Source organism: Pleomorphomonas sp. T1.2MG-36 (genome assembly GCF_950100655.1).
Lineage (GTDB): Bacteria > Pseudomonadota > Alphaproteobacteria > Rhizobiales > Pleomorphomonadaceae > Pleomorphomonas.
The window spans coordinates 983,907-1,000,814 of record NZ_CATNLY010000001.1; the positions used below are offsets into that span (position 1 = coordinate 983,907).

Sequence of the window (16,908 nt, forward strand, 5' to 3'; positions counted from 1 at the left end):
CCATGATGCGCGCTCTCTTCCTCCGGATCGTCCTCGCCGCCGCGCTTGCGACGCTCGCCGCCGGTTTCATCGCCACCCATCAGGCGTCGGCGGCCGAACTGCGGTCGCGCGTCGAGATCGACGGCGCCATCGTCACGCTCGGCGACCTGTTCGACGGGGCGGGCGACCTTGCGGGGCGCGCCGTGTTCCGGGCGCCCGACCTCGGCGTCACCGGCGCCCTGCCGGCCAACGAGGCCGTCAAGGCCGCCGTCGCGGCCGGCCTCGCCGTCGACCGCCTGCCGACCTTCACGAGCGTCAGCGTCCTTCGCCGCGCCGTCACGGTCGAGACCGACACCCTCAAGACCCTTGTTGCCGAGGCCGCCGCCGCCCGCCTGGGCGCGGCCATCGAGAATGTCGACGTCACCATCGACGAGACCGTTGCCCCGATCGTCGCCGCAGCGACCGCAACGACGCCCGCCACCCTCGCCGGCTTCGTCCTTCAGCCGGGATCGGGCCGCTTCAACGCCACCGTCGCCGTCGATATCGGCGACGGCACGCGTTCGGTCGCGCTGGCCGGCCGCGCCGTCGAAACCATGGCCGTTCCGGTGCTGAACCGCCCGATCGATCGCCGCGCCGTCATCCATGCGTCCGACGTCACGACCGTCCGCATCGACAAGCGGCGGGTTCCGGGTTCGGCGGTGATCGATACCGACGAAGTCATTGACATGGCGGCCAAGCGTCCGCTCCGGGCCGGCGAGGTGATCGCCACGGCCGACATCGAGCAGCCCCGCATCATCCTGCGCGGCGACCTCGTCACCTTGCAGTACTCGCGCCCGGGTCTGACCCTTTCGGCACGCGGCCGCGCCCTCGGCGACGGCGCCAAGGGGGACATCGTCTCCGTGCTCAACGAGCAGTCCAAGCGCACCATTCAAGGCGTCGTCACGGCCGCCGGCACCGTCGAGGTCACCGCGTCGAGCGGCCCGGCCGCCGTCAAGACGGCCATGAACTGAGCCAAACCGAGGATCATCAGATGCGTTTGTCCACCGTCCTTGCCACCGCCCTCCTCGGCATCGGCCTTTCCGCCTGCGGCAGCACCATGGACCGCCTGTCCCAGGTCGGCCAGACTCCCAAGCTGACCGCCATCGAGAACCCCACTGCGCAGCCCGGCTACAAGCCCGTGCAGATGCCGATGCCCACCGTGCAGCCCATCGCCTATAGCCCCAACTCGCTGTGGCAGTCCGGCTCGCGCACCTTCTTCAAGGATCAGCGCGCCCGCAACGTCGGCGACATCCTGACCATCAAGGTCTCGATCTCCGACAAGGCCGCCTTCGACAACTCGTCGGAACGCTCGCGCACGTCGAGCGACTCCACCGGAGTCGGCGGCGCGCTCGGCACCGCCATCGACAACATCGTCATGCCCTCCGGCATGGCGGCCAGCGACATCGCGTCCACCAAGGGGGCTTCCGCCTACAAGGGAACCGGCTCGATCGATCGTTCCGAGAAGCTGTCGACCAACGTCGCCGCCGTGGTGACCCAGCTCCTTCCCAACGGCAACCTCGTCATTGAGGGACGCCAGGAAGTGCGCGTCAACTACGAGATCCGCGAACTGGTGGTGGCGGGCGTCGTGCGGCCCGAGGATATCGCCGCCGACAACACCATCGAGAGCACCAAGATCGCCGAGGCCCGCATTTCCTACGGTGGCCGGGGCCAGATCTCCGACGTGCAGCAGCCGCGCACCGGCCAGCAGGTCCTCGACATCCTCCTGCCGTTCTGACGGCACATCGATCGGCTCGCGCTCCCCAAGCATCCCAAGCGAGCCGTATCGCCGAAGGGCCGCTCCCCAATTGGCCCCAGGCGATCCCGCCGGCCCCTTCCCCAAGTCCGGGCCGGCTTTCCCCAAGCGGCGCGACCTCCCTTCCCAAGTCATCGTGGAGGTCGCGCCCAGGGGACGCTATTCATTCAAGCACCGATGCCGTCCCGACAGCGACGGCAAACGAAAAAGGGGCATCCGCGAGGACGCCCCTTCGTCATGTTCCACAGAAGCCAACGGCCGTCACTCGTCGCGATAGACCTTTTCGCGCCGCTCGTGCCGCTCCTGCGCCTCGATCGACAGCGTGGCGATCGGGCGGGCGTCGAGGCGTTTCAGCGAGATTGGCTCGCCGGTCTCCTCGCAGTAGCCATAGGAGCCATCCTCGATCCGCTTGATGGCCGCCTCGATCTTGGAGATAAGCTTGCGCTGGCGGTCGCGCGCCCGGAGCTCGATCGACCTGTCTGTTTCCGACGATGCCCGGTCGGCAATATCGGGAAGGTTGGTGTTCTCGTTCTGAAGGTTCTGGAGGGTCTCCTTGCTCTCGCGCAGGATGTCCTCCTTCCACTGAAGCAGTTTGCGCCTGAAGTATTCGCGCTGGCGATCATTCATGAACGGCTCGTCGTCGGACGGCCGGTAGTCATCCGCAAGCTCAATCGACATCGACGGTCCTCACACACCACGAAGGCGGGCGGAATATAGCCATCCGACCTCCGCCCGACAACGGCAAATGCGAGAAAATCACCAAACCTTGTAGGGCTGGCGTTTACCAATACATATCAATCGATTAAGCCGTATTTATCGCCAGAAACAGCCAGTTCGAGCCTCAGCCGCGGAAGTAACCGAGCTTGGCGAGCTCCACTTCGGCCCGGAGCGCGATGTCCTCCATCAGCTCGTCGAGACGCGGATCGCCGGTCGCCTCGGTCTCGTCGAGAAGGCTCAGGATGCGAGCGATCGCCTCCCCCGAGAGCTGCCCGGAAAGCAGCCCGATACGAATCTCGTCGAGCCGATCCAGGAGGTCGCGCCCCCGCTTCACCGCCTTCCGCTTCTTGCGCGGCGCGTCGGCATCGACCGCCTGCAAGGCGATCAGCGCATCGAGGCCGGCCAACGCGTGGGTCGCCGTGGCGGTGGCCGTTTTCGGCGCACCACCTTCGGGCTCCGACGGTAGCGCGAACCCCGACCCATCGGTTCGTTTCGTCGACGATCCCGAGGAGACGCCCCCGAGGCGGTTCGGACCCTGAATGCGCATCGATCGTCCTCTGAAGCTGACCCGGCAGTTTCGACCCGACAAGGTTACCGCTTCCCCGCCGACCCGGCAAGAAATGCCGGTCCGAAAACACCACCCATACCCCACCATTCGCGTCGGACCAAAATACAGGCCTTCTTTCAATAGGTTATAAACCGCCTTCGCCGTAGCGAGTTTGGCACGGCGATTGCGAATTCAAGGTCGGGAAGCCGTGTCGGGAAACACGGGGATGATGACAATGCGGTTTAAGATTCTCGGCGCACTGGGCGCCCTCATGCTCGTACTGATGAGCGCCGAAGCGGCGATGGCCGCCTCGCGCATCAAGGATATCGTCAACGTCGAGGGCGTTCGCGAGAACCAGCTGATCGGCTACGGCCTCGTCGTCGGCCTTCAAGGCACTGGCGACAGCCTCAATAACTCGCCCTTCACCAAGCAAAGCCTGCAGGCGATGCTCGAACGCCTCGGCGTCAACGTGCGCGACTCCACCATGCGCACCGCCAATACGGCCGCCGTCATGGTCACCGCCAAGTTGCCGGCCTTCGCGGCCCAGGGTACGGCCATCGACGTGTCGGTCAGCGCGCTCGGCGATGCCAAGAACCTGCAGGGCGGCCAGCTCCTCGTCACGCCCCTGATGGGCGCCGATGGAGAAGTCTACGCCATAGGCCAGGGCGCCATCGCCGTCGGCGGCTTCGACATCCAGGGGGAAGCGGCGAAGATTTCCCGCGGCGTCCCGACACAGGGCCGCATCAGCAACGGCGCCGTCATCGAGCGCGAACTGCCGTTCAAGCTCGCCGATCTCGGCTCCGTCCGCCTGTCGCTGCGCAACCCCGACTTCACCACTTCGCGTCGCATCGCGCTCGCCATCAACGATCTCTATGGGGCGCCGGTGGCCGAGCCCACCGATCCTTCGACCGTTCGCCTATCGATGCCGCCGAAGTTTCGCGGCAACATCGTCGATCTCCTCACCGACGTCGAACAGCTGATCGTCGAGCCGGACCTGCCGGCCAAGGTGGTGGTCGACGAGGCGACCGGCATCATCGTCATGGGACAGGAAGTGCGTGTGTCGACGGTGGCCGTCGCCCAGGGCAACCTGACGGTGATGATCACCGAAAGCCCGCAGGTGTCGCAGCCCGCCGCGCTGTCGAACGGACAGACCACCGTGACGCCGAGCACCCAGATCCAGGTCGCCGACGGCAAGGAACATCAGCTCGCCGTCGTCCGCTCCGGCGTGACGTTGCAGGAGCTGGTCGACGGGCTCAACGCGCTCGGCCTCGGCCCGCGCGACCTGATCTCCATCCTACAGGCGATCAAGGCGGCCGGCGCGCTGCAGGCCGACGTGGAGGTGATGTGATGGAAACCAATGGCCTCACCTCCGTCGCCTCCGCCTTCGCATCGAAGGCTTATGCCGGCATGGACCGAAGCGCCGTGGCCAAGAAGGCCCACGAAGTCGCTGCCGATTTCGAGTCCGTCTACGTCGCCGACGCCTTCAAGGCCATGTTCAAGGACGTGTCCGTCGATCCGCTGACCGGCACCTCCAACAACTCCAACGAGACCTGGCGCGACATGCTGGTCGACCAGTACGCCAAGGATTTCGTCAAGAAGGGCGGCATCGGCATTGCCGACGGCATCGCCGCGCAACTGATCAAGATACAGGAAGGGCACGTCGGATGAGCCTAGCGCTGCAAGACAACCGCCCGAAACTCGTTACGAGCCCGGAAATCGCCGGCAAGCTGGTCGAGAAGCTCGGCAACGCCATGGAAGACCTGCTCGTGCTGCTCCGCCAGGAAACGGCGCTAGTCAAGGACGGCAAGCTTCGGCAAGCCGGCGAACTCGCCATGGACAAGGAAGAGAAGGCCGCTCTCTACACGCGGCTGATGCTTGCCGCCCGCGACGAGATCGAGACGCTCAAGGCCTACGTGCCGATCGAGACGGCAGCGCTTCTGAAGCGCCACGAGCTGTTCCGCTCCGAGGTGCAGATCAACCTCGCCGTGCTCGACACCGCCCGCGACGTCGCCGAGGACATTCTGCGCACGGTGGCAAACGAGGTGGGGCGGACCGAAACACCCGCGATCTACGGCCGTGGCGGCCACGCTCAGGCCGCCTATGCCGTCAGCGCACGCGGCGTTGCCATCAACCGTAGCCTCTGATCGGTCACCCTGGCGGGCTTGCGCGCCAGTCCACAGGCCCGCTGAAAAGGACGCCGTGCGCCGTGCACTGACGGGGCGGCGGAGCCTTTCTAAGCGTTGTTGCGGATTGTCAATCTTTCCATGGCCGCGCCTCCGGTTCCTTCGCTCTTTGTTAAGACTTGGGCCCTTATCTGAACCGGCCGGAGGAGCGACAGCCCGTACTCTCCCAGACAACTTGACCATCTTGAAACCTGCGGAAACCGCCGGATCGATAAAACTTTACCTATTTCTTAAACGCCGCCTTTAATTTTCGATGTTAGCGTCCTTGCTAGGCGAACCCCATGGGATTCGCACGAAAGGACGTAGGTCATGGATATCGGCAGCGTGAGACCGGTGATACCCGGCATGACCGCGCCGGTGCCGAGAGCGCCGGCGGCGGCGGAACAGGCGGCAAGCACCGACCTACCGGTCGGATCGGCTGTCGCCAGGACCGAGGAAACGGCTCGCGTCGGCAACGACCCGCGCGGCGGCACCAACCAGTCGTCCGGCAACTCTCAAAATCTGCGCTCCACGGTCACCCGGGACAAGGACGCCGACATCATCGTCTATCGTCAGATCGACAAGACGACGGGAGACGTCGTCGACCAGATTCCCGACGAGAGCCGCCTGCGCCTCAGGGCGATGATCAACGCCTGGACCGAGGCGGCACGCGGTCCGACGAAATCGACGGCAAGCACCGTCGCCTGACCGGCGCTCCGGCAGACCTGGGATCGAGCACCCCTTCAAATGGCAAAAGGCGCCTCCAGGGCGCCTTTTTCAATTCCGACGGCCATTTGGCCGCCTATTCCTCGTCGGCCTGCCCACGCAGCCCCTGCGCCAGCGAGCGGTTGATGGAGATCAGTGCCGACAGCTTCTCGGGCGACGGATCCTCCATGATCTCCAGCGTGCGCTTCAGGACGAAGACGGTGAGATTGGCGACGTTTTCCTTGATCTGCGTCGGCAGCGGATTGCTCTCGTCGGTCGCCGACGTGCCGAGAATGGTCCAGAGCTTGCGGTTGAGCGTCAAGGCCTCCGCGACAGCCTCTTCCTCGTAAGACCAATTGTCCTTGAACGACTGCAACTGCGCCGCCGCTTTCAGCAGCAGGTGCGCTTCCAGCTCGCGCGGTCCCAATGTCGTCTGGACCCGCTGGTACGCCGACGCTCCATAACCGTTCATCGAACAAACACTCCCCGGTGTTTCCTAACCCAATGGCCTGAGCTTGTTATCGCTCCCCCCGCCATGAAACGCCATCGGCCTTCATGCTGGGCGGCATCGTTCGTCGCGTTTTGATATTCGGAGACCCGGCCAACGCTAGGTCCTCCATCGTCACGAATAGACACCCGTCACGGTTAACAACTGGTTTCCCTTAAGGAAAATACAATCAAGCGAAGTTAACAACTCTCAAATGCGCTTCTGTCCAGAAGCAATGAAAGCATTGTTGCAACCAGCAAAAGAAAAAGGCGGACCTTACGGCCCGCCCTTGCATGACTCGTGCCCTTCTCAGGGCGTTGGCATCAGCGGAGAAGCTGAAGCACGTTCTGGTCGGCCTGGTTGGCCATGGAGAGCGAGGAGGTCGCGAGCGACTGGCGGGTCTGCAACGCAACCATGTTGGCCGCCTCTTCGTTCATGTCGGCCAGAGTCAGGTTGCTGGCACCACCCTGCAGGGTGTTCATCATGTTCTTGGTGAAGTTCTGACGGTTTTCCACCACCGAGAGGTTGGAGCCGAAGGTCGACGCCTGCGACCGAACCGAGTTCAAAGCCACCTTCACCTTGCCCAGAATGGCGTCGATGTTGGTGTCGGCATCGAGATCCTCTTGCAGAACCGTGGTCGGCACGCCGAGGCTGTTGGAGTCGACCGACTTGCCGTCCTTGGCGACGATGTCGATCGCCGAGGTACCCGTCTCGTTGAAGGTGATGGTCAGCTTGTCGCCGCGCAGGATGTTGATGCCGTTGAACGAGGCGTCGTCGGCGATCTTGTCGAGCTGGTCACGCAGTTCGTTGAACTGTCCCGCCAGATCGGCGCGAACCTTGTTGCCGCCGATCGAGGCGGCAGTCGTCGAAACCGCGTCGATCAGACCGGAGGAGCTGACGCCGTCGATATCCAGCGTCTGCGTCGACAGGTTCTGAATGCGCAGCTTGCCGTTATCGTTGGACGCCTTGATCTTCGAGGACAGCGAAGAATTGCTGTTGATCTCGTTGACGAGGTCGTCGGTGGTCTTGGCAAGATGGATCGACGGATCTTCGGCACCTGTCGCACCAACCGATGCCGCCGAGGCACCGAACAGATCGACAGCGCCCTGCCCCGTGATCTTGAGCGTACCGGCGCTCGTGCTGATCGCCTCGAACTTCAGCGAGTCGGCGACATTCTTGACCTTGAACTTCGAGCCTGCATTGCCAAGCTGCACGTTGATCTTCGCCGCCAGCGCATCGACGTTCGCCGTGATCTCGGCAGCCGACGACCACGTCGTGTTCGCGAGATCGGACTGCCCGATGGACACATCGACGCCATTGATATTGAAGGCCGTCTTGCCGTCCGAGCCGAGCGCCTTGGTGACATCCTGGGCTGCCGTTGCTCCGAACACCTCGGCACCGGTCAGGGTCAGCGTCTTGTCTTCGTTCGATGCGGCGGTAACGACAAGCTTGTTGCCGGTCACAGTGACAGCAAGCTTACCCTTCAGCTTGGTATCGGCCGCGATCTTCGCATTCATTTCATCGGCGACGGCCTGGCTGTCAGCCAGCGCGGCACCCGTCGTATAGGTCAGGGTGTCGTCGCCATACTTGATGGTGACCGACTTGCCCTGCGCGGCGGTCAGGTCGGCACCCGTGAGCACGACACCGCCGGTAACCGTCGCCTTCGACTCGGTGAGAATGCCCTTGAAATTGTCCATCGTGTCCGAGGTCGACAGCGCCTGGGCCGAGTCGGTCATCAACTTGACGCTTCCAGCGCCGCTCGTCCCGAACGCACCGCCGGAGAAGCTGATCTTGGCCGCTGTGTCCGTGATGTTGCCGAGCGTGTACGAGGCGGTCTCGAACGACTTGTCCTGGCGCGCCTGACGCAATGTCGACTGCATCGATTCCAGCGTCTTGGTGATCGACGTCAGGCCGTTGTCGGCCGCTTCCAGCGTCTTCACGCCGTTGTTCATCGAGTCGAGCAGCGAGTCGAGTTCGCCGGCACGCGCATTGAGCGACGACGCGGTGAAGAAGTTGGTCGGGTTGTCGAGGGCCGTGTTGACCTTGTTGCCAGTCGCGAGGCGATTCTGCGTCGTCGCCATCATCTTGGCGGTGTTTTGCAGAGACAGAAGATTCTGGCGGACTGCCTTGGTCAGATTGATGTCGGTCATTTCTGCGTCCCACTTCCTTGGGCTTACGGGTCTCTTTCACCCCGAAATCGAACCGGACCTGACCGTCGACCTTCCATACGTGGAGGACACGGCGGTGCCTTTCACATGGGAGTTAACACCCGACATGGTTAACAAAAAGTTTCTCATTGGCGTTTTGCAACAGAGCGGGATTAATCCCGATAAACTCTTGTTAATCCGCGCAAACCCAAGGCCCGCCAGCCAACTGACCTGCGGAGGCGCGGTTAACATGTCCTGCAATGGCGCACTCAGGCGGCCGAGCGTGACCAGCTCGGGCGCAAACGGGACCATCGATATGTTTTTACGGGGAAATTACCTTCAGCGCCGAAGAGGAATCCGGCCAGGGGTGGCGGTTGGACCACGGAGTCCCGCTCTTGGGACGGGAGCAATTCATTAAGAAATTGGGAGAGGACTCTCCCGAGCCGCAACACGGCGGCGGAAATGGAGAAGGGGCGGGCCTTCTGGCCCGCCCCAACGTTTGTCGTCTGATTCGACCGAACCTGGCCTCAGCGGAGAAGCTGAAGCACGTTCTGGTTGGCCTGGTTTGCCATGGAGAGCGAGGAGGTCGCCAGGGACTGGCGGGTCTGCAGCGAAACCATGTTCGCAGCTTCCTCGTTCATGTCGGCGAGCGTCAGGTTGCCGGCGCCCGTCTGCAGGGTATTCATCATAGAGGTGGTGAAGTTCTGACGGTTCTCGACGACCGACAGGTTCGAGCCGAAGGCCGAAGACTGCGACCGAACGCTGTTCAGAGCGCCCTTCACCTTGTTGAGGACGCCGTCGATGGTGTCGTCGGAGTCCAGATCCTTGGCTTCCACCGTGGTCGGCACACCCAGCGAGGTCGAGTCGACCGACTTGCCGTCCTTGGCGAGGATGGCGATCGACGACGTCGCGGTCTCGTTGAAGGTGATAGTCAGCTTGTCGCCGCGCAGCAGGTTGATACCGTTGAACGAGGCGTCATCGGCCAACTTGTCGAGCTGGTCGCGCAGTTCGTTGAACTGCTTGGCCAGATCGGTACGGACGGTGTTGCCCTTGATCGTCGCCTGACCGGACGAAGAAGCGTCGATAACACCCGACGAACTGATGCCGTCCATCTTCAGATCCTGCGTCGACAGGTTCTGGAAGCGAAGCTTGCCGCTGTCGTTCGACGCCTTGACCTTCGTGGACAGGGTCGAGCTGTTGTTGATCTCGTTCACGAGATCATCAACCGTCTTGGCAAGATGAACGTTGATATCATCAGTTCCACTGACGATGGCCGTGTTGCTGGCCGCACCGAACAGGGTCTTCGCGCCCTCGCCAGTGATCTTCAGATCCCCAGCGCTCGTGCTATCAGCCTGGATCTGCAGCTTGCCCGTCTTGGCGCCAGAGGCGTCAAGTGCGTCCACCGCCTTGAACTTTGAGCCAGCGTTACCGAGCTGAACGTTGATGGCACTGATGGCCTCGTCAAGCTTGGGCGTTGCGCCGGCGAAATCAGTCGCGGACAGAGAAACGGCGACACCGCTCACGTTAAAGTCAAGCTTCCCATCAGAGCCTGCCTTGTTGGTCGCGGCACCGGCAAGTTGATCCGCCGCAGCGAAGAACACATTGCCCGCGTCCGTCACCTTGATCGTCGCGTCTTCGGCAGACGTGGCATTCAGCTCAAGAGCTGTAGTCGTGCCTCCAACGGTGATCTTTCCCTTCAGATCGGAAGCGTCGATACCCTTCTGAATCGCGGTCCTCACCTCAGCTGCGGTGGCGTCAGTCGCGTCGGCAAAATCCGAAGCCTTGGTGGTGATGGTTACCTTCTTGCCACCGTACTCGATGTCGAACGACTTGTTGGTGTACCCTGTGACACCACCGGTTTCCGTGATGGCGGTAGCACTGGTCTGCTGAGCCTTGGTTTCGGTAACTGCTGCCTTAACCAAAGCATCCTGCGTACCCGTGAACGCTGCCGACGCCTTCACGGCTGTCGCGGAATCGGTCGCCAGCTTGATGGAGCCAGCGCCGGTGCCGAAGGCGCCGCCGGTGAAGCTGATCTTGGCAGTCTTGTCGGTGGTGCTGGTCAGCGTGTAGGAGGCGGTCTCGAAGGACTTGTCCTGACGGGCCTGGCGCAGCGTCGACTGCATCGACTCAAGAGTCTTGGTGATCGAGGTCAGGCCATTGTCAGCCGCTTCGATCGTCTTGATGCCGCTCTTCATCGAGTCCATCAGGTTGCCGAGGTCGCTGGCGCGCGAATTCAGCGAGGACGCCGTGAAGAAGTTCGAGGGATTGTCGAGGGCGGAGTTGACCTTGTTGCCGGTAGACAGCGTGTTCTGCGTCTTCGCCATCATCGAAGCGGTGCTCTGCAGCGAGAGCAGGTTCTGGCGAACGGCGGCGGTCAAGTTGATATTGGACATTTTTACATCCCATTCCTTGGGTGAACTCATCTTCCCCTTTCTGAGGAAGTGGGCCGACCCTAGCGAACAGGTGTTGCCGAGCCGTTAACGCGTTGGTTCAAATGCGATCTTGGCCGTCGGAATCCGTACGAACACGACTTTGGTCGGAAGGGCGCCCCATCGCCGCCCAGCCGAAAGGTTAACGAGGCAAGATGCGGAATTTGGCCGATATTTCGGGGTGTTCCGGTCTTTTCATCGCCTCGCGAACAGGTATTTTTAACGAATTGGACGGTATGATTCTCAAAATGCAACGAGCCGCCTTCTGAGGCCTCCGAGAAAGACACGCGCATGGTCGACATTTCCCTGACGAAATCGCTGCGCAGCACCGTCGCGACACTGAACTGGGTGAACGACCAATCCGCCGCGGCCAGCCAGCGTCTGAACACCGGCGTCAAGGTTCAGACGGCGCTCGACGACCCCAGCACCTACATGTCGGCCAAGAGCCTGTCGCTGCACGCCTCGACGCTCGACCAGTTTCTCGAGCGCCTCGACCAGGGCCTCGGCGTCATCAAGGCCGCCGACAACGGCATGACGTCGATCACCGACACCATCAAGACGATGAAGGGCGTGGTCACGCGGGCCGCAGCCAGCAAGAGCGCGTTCGAGCGGGCCGACCTCGTCAAGGAATACAACGGCCTTCTCGACAAGATCGTCGACACCGCCAAGGACGCTTCCTACAACGGCAAGAACCTGCTGCTCGGCGACGGCAACGATCTCACGCTCTATCTGTCCTCCGACCAGAACGAGTCCGTCACCATCGAGGCGGTGGACTTCACCGATCTCCTCAATACGCTCGGTCTCAAGAAACTCGACGAAGGCAAGCTCGCCACCTACGAGACCAAGCTGACCGACGGCGGATCGCCCGCCAAGCCGCTGAACACCACCAGCAAGCTGGTGGAGTCGCCCGATTACGCCGTCGGCGACGAGATCTCCGTCAAGGACGCGGACGGCAATATCGTCAGCATGCTGAAGGTCACGGCCAGCACCACCGCGGGCGATCTGGTCACCGCCTTTTCCCAGGCCGACAAGGGACTTCGTGCCACACTGGGCAGCGACGGCGTGCTGAACGTCGAAGCGGCGGACAAGATGACGATCGACATCACCCGCGCCGCCGACACCGTGAACTCGGCCGGCTCACCGCCCTCCGGATCGACCGCTCCGCTGATGGTGGGCATGACGCCGGCGGTCGGCTCCACCCAATTGACCGCGACCGGCCAATACAAGGTGGGCGACGTCATCTCCATCCGCCAGGGCAACACCGTCCACTCGCTGACGGTCGCCAGTGGCACCACGGTGGACGATCTCACGAACGCCTTCAACATCCCCTCTGCCGGCCTCAGCGCTTCGCTCCAGGCGTCGGGCGCCATCAAGGTCGACTCCACGTCGGCCGCCTTCGCCATCGACAAGACCTCGCCCTATGCCGATCTGTCCACGGGCACGGCGTCGGCGTGGGTGAAGCGCACCGACGCCGAGGCGGCGCAGCAGACCGTCACCGACGCGCGCCATGCCACCGAGAAGCACGCGACCAACATCGGCATCGGCCTGACGATGCTGAACAGCCGTTCCGCCTACCTCGGAAGCTTCTCCAGCATTCTCGGCGCCACGGCGGAATCGATGCGCGCCTCCGACAAGGACGAGGAAGCGGCCACCTTGCTGGCGCTGAGCACGCAGCAACAGCTGGCCATCAGTTCGTTCTCGATCACCCAGACGGCCGACAACGGCATTCTCCGCCTGCTCGGCGGCGGAAACAGCTGACCTCCTGACAGGATTGCGAAGAGATGACCCTCAAGGTTGAACTGAAGCCCGGCGAGCGCATCATCATCGGCGAGTCGATGATCACCAACGACGACCAGCGCACGCGCCTTTACATCGAAGGCAACGCCCCGATCCTGCGTGAGAAGGATATCCTGACGGTCAGCTCCGCCGACACGCCGGCCAAGCGGATCTATCTTGCGGTGCAGCTCATGTACCTGTCGAAGGAGATTTCCAAGTTCCAGGACGACTATTTCACTCTCGTCCAGGACATCATCCAGGCGGCGCCGAGCACCATCCCCTACGTGACGCGGATCAGCAATCACATCATCGCCGACCAGCTCTACAAGGCGCTGAAGGAAGCCCGGGCCCTGATCGAGCACGAAAAGAAGATCTTTGCCGCGCTGAACGCGGCGACGGCCGACGAAAAGAAGTAAGGCGTTCGCGCGCCGCAGCAGGCCTCGAAAACAAGCCGCCGACCAGGTTGTCATGACCTGGTCGGCGGCTTTGTCGTTCGGGCCGGCGCCTTCGCCTACTTCATGTAGTTGAGCAGGCTGAGGCTGTTGAGCATCATCGTGGTGGTGTAGCTGGCGTTCATGCGGGTCTGCAGCGTCAGGATCTGCGCCGTCAGCTCTTCCTTGTTGATGCCTTCGACGCCGCTCAGCATCACCTCGAGCGTCGTCTTGGAGTTGGTCTGCCGCTCGGCCGCGCTTTTGGCGACATTGCCGGACACGGCCACTTCCGTGTGGATGTCGGTCGGCTTCTGGCTGCCGTCGGCGAAGGCGAGGACGCCGTCGACGCGCGAGGCCAGCGCCGAATATCGGGCTTTTTCCACCTTGAGGTTCTGCTGCCGCTCGGCGTCGGTGGCAGCCTTGGTGTCGCCCAACGTGCCGGCCGTCGGATCGAACTCGGCAACGGTCATCACCGCGAGCGAGCGCACCATGTTGGCATAGGCGGCCTCGTTGGCGCGGACGCCGTAACCGACGTTGATGTTGCTGTCGACGCGCGCCGTCACGTCGTTGCGCGGCGAGGTGGCGCTGTCGTTGGGATCGATCGTCGCGTTGTAGCCGGTGTACCACTCGACCGTATCGACGTCCGTGCCGTCGCGCAGACCGGTGGCGGTGGCCAACAGGTTGTTGTCAGTGGGGTCGGCGTTGACCCGCTGCGGCTTGCCGCCGCTGGCCGTGTCGAAGAAGGTCTCGGACGCCCGCATCATCGAAGCCGCCTGGAAGGTGGTCTTCGTCTCGGTCGTCAGGCTGTCGTTCAGCCGGGCCTTGAAGTTGGCCGCAGTCGCATCGGGATCGACGGTCGGCGTCGGGCCAGCCGTCTGGGCGATGGTGAACTGGCCCTCGCCGGGAGGGCTGGTCAGCGTCGCCGTCAACTTGACGGTCGACTTGGTGCCGTCGGGGTTCTCAAGCTCCAGAGAAACGCTGTCGCCGGCCTGCAGGTCGGTGCCGAACTTGACGTTATAGGAGGTGTTGACGGTCTTGCCGGCACTGTCCAAACCCGTCGCCTTCGTCACCTCGATGTGGGAGGTATTGGTCGTCGATGCCGACGCGGAGGCGATCTTGTAGCCGAACTCGGCGGAGGGCGGCGTGCCCTGGCGGGTGATCGTCACGGTGTCCGGCGTGCCCGCAGGGTTGTCGAGCTCGAGTCGGCCGAGCTTGCCGGTGCCCATGTCGGCCGTGTAACGCTCGGCAACGACCTTCTGCAGCCCGTACTTGTTGCCGGTGCCGTAGAGCATCTCGTTCATGCTGGCCACCGGCTTGGTGTCGGTGGTCTTGCCCGACATCAGATAGCGGCCGTCGGCTTCGGAGTTCAGCAGGCCGATCACCTCGTTGAGGGCGATCTTGGCGCCTTTCTGTCCCGTCGTGGTGCCGGTGGAGTCGATGTTGTAGGTGTTGGGATCGATGGCGGCCGACGCTTCGCTGGGAATGTCCTCCAGGCGGCTCATCGCCTTGTCGAGCAGCGAGATGCGCATGTTCAGAACGTCGGTGTTCTGCAGGTAGCCGCTGATCTCGGAAATCTTCGAGCGAAAGGTGATCGACTGCGTGCGCCCGGCGCCCATCGTGCCATAGGTCGCGGCCTTCTGCCCGGTGGCGAGCTGGCGCTGCATGTCCTCGAGCTGCTCCCGCATGGTCGACAGGAGCGACATGTTGGGGCTGACGAGCACGCTGTTGATCGACATGGCATCCTACCCGTGTTTGTGCGGCGTTCGGCCGACTACTTGAACGTGTTCATCAGGACGTCCATCAGCTCCTGCGCCACGGAGAGCACCCGGGCGTTGGCCGAATAGGAGTTCTGAAGCTGAATGAGCGACATCAGCTCGGTGTCGAGATCGACGGCGCGGCTGTTGTCGTAGCGTTCCTTGAGGTTGGAGGTGACGACCTTCTGGCCGTTGGCGACATTCTGCGCATCGTCGACGAGGGCGCCCTGGGTGTTGACGACCTGCGACAACAGCCCTTCGAACGTTCCCCTGAACGGGGTCGACGTGGAGCCGATGCCGATCGAGGCGGAAAAGGAATAGACGCGACTGTCGAGCGCATCGAGGATGGCCTGCGGCCGCGTGCCGTCGCCCGACATCGTGCTGCCGCTGTACTTCACCGTCAGCGACGGGTCGGCCACCACCTTGGGATTGACCGAGAGGCGGGCGGCAAGGCCGGTGATCGTATCGGCGCCGTTGGTGAGGCCGGTGTAGGGCTTGCCGGTGGAGCCATCGATGAACAGCGGGAATTCCTGATAGCCCGACTGCTCAGTAGGCGAGGAGATCTCGCCGGTAACGCCGGTGATGCTGCCGTGGCTGGCCGGCACCGTGGTCGCGTTGATGGTGACCGAGGTCGGGGCGGCCGGCGGCGCAGGCAGCGCCGAACCGGAGAAATCGGTGCCGCCGGTCGCGAAGTTGAGCGCCGAGGCGATCTGGGCGCCGATGTCGGTGCCGCTCGACAGGTCCAGACCGACGACGGTGTCGTTGGGGTCGGGCGTGAAGCCGTTGCCGGGCGCCGTACCGCCCTTGTAGGCGACGAAGGTGATGGACCCCTTGGCGCCGGAGGCGTCGACATAGTCGACCTTGACGGTATTGCCCTCGGTGAGGCCCGAGACATCCAGCGTGTAGCCGGCCGTGCCGGCGGCGCTCACCGTCGTTCCCGACGCCTGACGCGTCGAGGTGGCCTTCGACAGGGTCGCGGCGATAGTGTCGAGCTGCGCCTGAGCGTCGACCAGAGTCTCGTCGCGCAGCTCCTTGTAGGCGGCGATCTTGCCCGAGCGGATCGACCCGTTCTTGAACAGATCGATGCCGGCGCCAGGACCGGCGCTCACGGTGACGGTGCCGAGCGAACGCTTGCTGTCGTCGGTCGAGTAGGAACGCGAGGCATCGACCACGCCTTGCTGGTCGAAGCTCAGCGTCACCGGCACGTCGTCGTAGAGCTGGGTGCCGTCCGTCAATGAGATGGTGACGGAACCGCCCGTCTGGTCGGAGACGCGGATGTCCATGTACTCGGACAGCTCGTCGATGGCGGCGTCCCGCTTGTCCTGCAGACCGGCGGTGCTGTTCACGCCACCAGCGCCGACGGCGACGATCTGCTTGTCCAGCTCTGAGATGGTCTGCAGCAGCGAGTTCACGCGGTTGACGGCGTCGGAGATGTTGGACTCCGCCTCCTGGCGCAGCGACTGGACGTCGCCCGACAGTTGATTGAGGCGGGAGACGAGGTTCTGTGCGGCGGACACCGCGCTGCCCTGGATCGCCGTGTCGCCGGGCGTGGTCGCCAACTTCTGAAGCGTGGTGGTGAAGCCGCTGTAGACCGAATTCAGCGAGCTCGTGCTGTTGGGAGCGCCCCAATAGTTGTCGAGCGCCGACAGCGCGGTGACGCGCGTATCGGCATAGGCGGAATTGGCCGTCGACACCCGCCACTGCTTCTGCACGAGAAGGTTGATCTCGCGCGTGACCTGGTTCGCCTCGACGCCGTAAACGCGCGAGTTGGAGACCTGCGCCGTCGACGACATCGTCTGGCGGCTGTAGCCGGGGCTCTTGGCGTTGGCGATATTGGCCGACGTCACGCCCAGCTGCTGCTGGGTCGTCCTGATGCCGGACAGAGCCGTGGAAAGGGCACTCGATACAGCCATTACCGTCTCGCAATCGACGATGGTCGCGAACTGGGGAAGCGGCCGTCACGCGGTGAGCGCGGCGGCCGC

Annotated in this window: 15 protein-coding genes; 8 read left to right on the top strand and 7 right to left on the bottom strand. The window is 63.3% G+C overall.

Features of this window, described 5'->3' with window-relative positions; genetic code table 11:
• Positions 1 to 2: 2 nt before the first annotated feature.
• Both flgA and flgH read left to right on the top strand, forming a co-directional pair.
• Positions 3 to 989, top strand: coding sequence for a flagellar basal body P-ring formation chaperone FlgA (flgA, locus tag QQZ18_RS04615; protein WP_284538348.1), 987 nt, complete (start codon positions 3 to 5; stop codon positions 987 to 989).
• Between the two features lie 20 nt (positions 990 to 1,009).
• Positions 1,010 to 1,753, top strand: coding sequence for a flagellar basal body L-ring protein FlgH (gene flgH, locus QQZ18_RS04620; RefSeq protein ID WP_284538351.1), 744 nt, complete (start codon positions 1,010 to 1,012; stop codon positions 1,751 to 1,753).
• Positions 1,754 to 2,032: 279 nt separating this feature from the next.
• On the opposite strand, the gene dksA is transcribed toward flgH, so the two are convergent.
• Together dksA and QQZ18_RS04630 are read right to left on the bottom strand one after the other, a co-directional pair.
• The gene (dksA, locus tag QQZ18_RS04625) at positions 2,033 to 2,449 is read right to left on the bottom strand and encodes an RNA polymerase-binding protein DksA (protein WP_100078724.1); all 417 of its coding nucleotides are present in this window, start codon (positions 2,447 to 2,449) and stop codon (positions 2,033 to 2,035) included.
• 163 nt (positions 2,450 to 2,612) lie between these two features.
• Positions 2,613 to 3,035 (bottom strand): flagellar assembly protein FliX, encoded by a 423-nt coding sequence (locus QQZ18_RS04630; RefSeq protein ID WP_284538354.1) that lies wholly within the window; start codon positions 3,033 to 3,035, stop codon positions 2,613 to 2,615.
• A 226-nt stretch (positions 3,036 to 3,261) separates the two neighbouring features.
• On the opposite strand from QQZ18_RS04630, the gene QQZ18_RS04635 reads away from it, so the two are divergent.
• From QQZ18_RS04635 to QQZ18_RS04650, 4 genes are all read left to right on the top strand, one after another.
• On the top strand, positions 3,262 to 4,383 hold the full coding sequence (locus QQZ18_RS04635; RefSeq protein WP_284538356.1) for a flagellar basal body P-ring protein FlgI: 1,122 nt from the start codon (positions 3,262 to 3,264) through the stop codon (positions 4,381 to 4,383).
• On the top strand, positions 4,383 to 4,703 hold the full coding sequence (locus tag QQZ18_RS04640; RefSeq protein WP_284538358.1) for a rod-binding protein: 321 nt from the start codon (positions 4,383 to 4,385) through the stop codon (positions 4,701 to 4,703). The genes QQZ18_RS04635 and QQZ18_RS04640 overlap by 1 nt, the downstream gene beginning before the upstream one ends.
• Positions 4,700 to 5,179 carry a flagellar protein FlgN gene (locus tag QQZ18_RS04645; RefSeq protein WP_284538360.1) on the top strand — a complete coding sequence of 160 codons (480 nt, stop codon included), beginning with the start codon at positions 4,700 to 4,702 and terminating at the stop codon, positions 5,177 to 5,179. Before QQZ18_RS04640 ends, QQZ18_RS04645 begins: the two co-directional genes overlap by 4 nt.
• A 348-nt stretch (positions 5,180 to 5,527) precedes the next feature.
• Complete coding sequence (locus QQZ18_RS04650; RefSeq protein ID WP_284538361.1) at positions 5,528 to 5,905, top strand: hypothetical protein; 378 nt, start codon at positions 5,528 to 5,530, stop codon at positions 5,903 to 5,905.
• A 94-nt stretch (positions 5,906 to 5,999) separates the two neighbouring features.
• On the opposite strand, the gene flaF is transcribed toward QQZ18_RS04650, so the two are convergent.
• The 3 genes from flaF to QQZ18_RS04665 form a co-directional block, all read right to left on the bottom strand.
• Positions 6,000 to 6,374, bottom strand: coding sequence for a flagellar biosynthesis regulator FlaF (gene flaF, locus QQZ18_RS04655; RefSeq protein WP_284538363.1), 375 nt, complete (start codon positions 6,372 to 6,374; stop codon positions 6,000 to 6,002).
• A 338-nt stretch (positions 6,375 to 6,712) separates the two neighbouring features.
• Positions 6,713 to 8,539 (bottom strand): flagellin N-terminal helical domain-containing protein, encoded by a 1,827-nt coding sequence (locus tag QQZ18_RS04660; protein WP_284538365.1) that lies wholly within the window; start codon positions 8,537 to 8,539, stop codon positions 6,713 to 6,715.
• Between the two features lie 524 nt (positions 8,540 to 9,063).
• Complete coding sequence (locus QQZ18_RS04665) at positions 9,064 to 10,929, bottom strand: flagellin N-terminal helical domain-containing protein (protein ID WP_284538367.1); 1,866 nt, start codon at positions 10,927 to 10,929, stop codon at positions 9,064 to 9,066.
• A 327-nt stretch (positions 10,930 to 11,256) separates the two neighbouring features.
• Between QQZ18_RS04665 and QQZ18_RS04670 the strand changes: the two genes are divergently transcribed.
• Together QQZ18_RS04670 and flbT are read left to right on the top strand one after the other, a co-directional pair.
• Positions 11,257 to 12,723 carry a flagellin gene (locus QQZ18_RS04670; RefSeq protein ID WP_284538369.1) on the top strand — a complete coding sequence of 489 codons (1,467 nt, stop codon included), beginning with the start codon at positions 11,257 to 11,259 and terminating at the stop codon, positions 12,721 to 12,723.
• A gap of 23 nt (positions 12,724 to 12,746) precedes the next feature.
• Positions 12,747 to 13,157 (top strand): flagellar biosynthesis repressor FlbT, encoded by a 411-nt coding sequence (gene flbT / locus QQZ18_RS04675; RefSeq protein WP_284538371.1) that lies wholly within the window; start codon positions 12,747 to 12,749, stop codon positions 13,155 to 13,157.
• A gap of 95 nt (positions 13,158 to 13,252) precedes the next feature.
• On the opposite strand, the gene QQZ18_RS04680 is transcribed toward flbT, so the two are convergent.
• Positions 13,253 to 14,908, bottom strand: a complete 1,656-nt coding sequence (locus QQZ18_RS04680; protein WP_284538373.1) for a hypothetical protein — start codon at positions 14,906 to 14,908, stop codon at positions 13,253 to 13,255.
• Between the two features lie 35 nt (positions 14,909 to 14,943).
• On the bottom strand, positions 14,944 to 16,839 hold the full coding sequence (flgK, locus tag QQZ18_RS04685; protein ID WP_284538375.1) for a flagellar hook-associated protein FlgK: 1,896 nt from the start codon (positions 16,837 to 16,839) through the stop codon (positions 14,944 to 14,946).
• Positions 16,840 to 16,908: the final 69 nt, after the last annotated feature.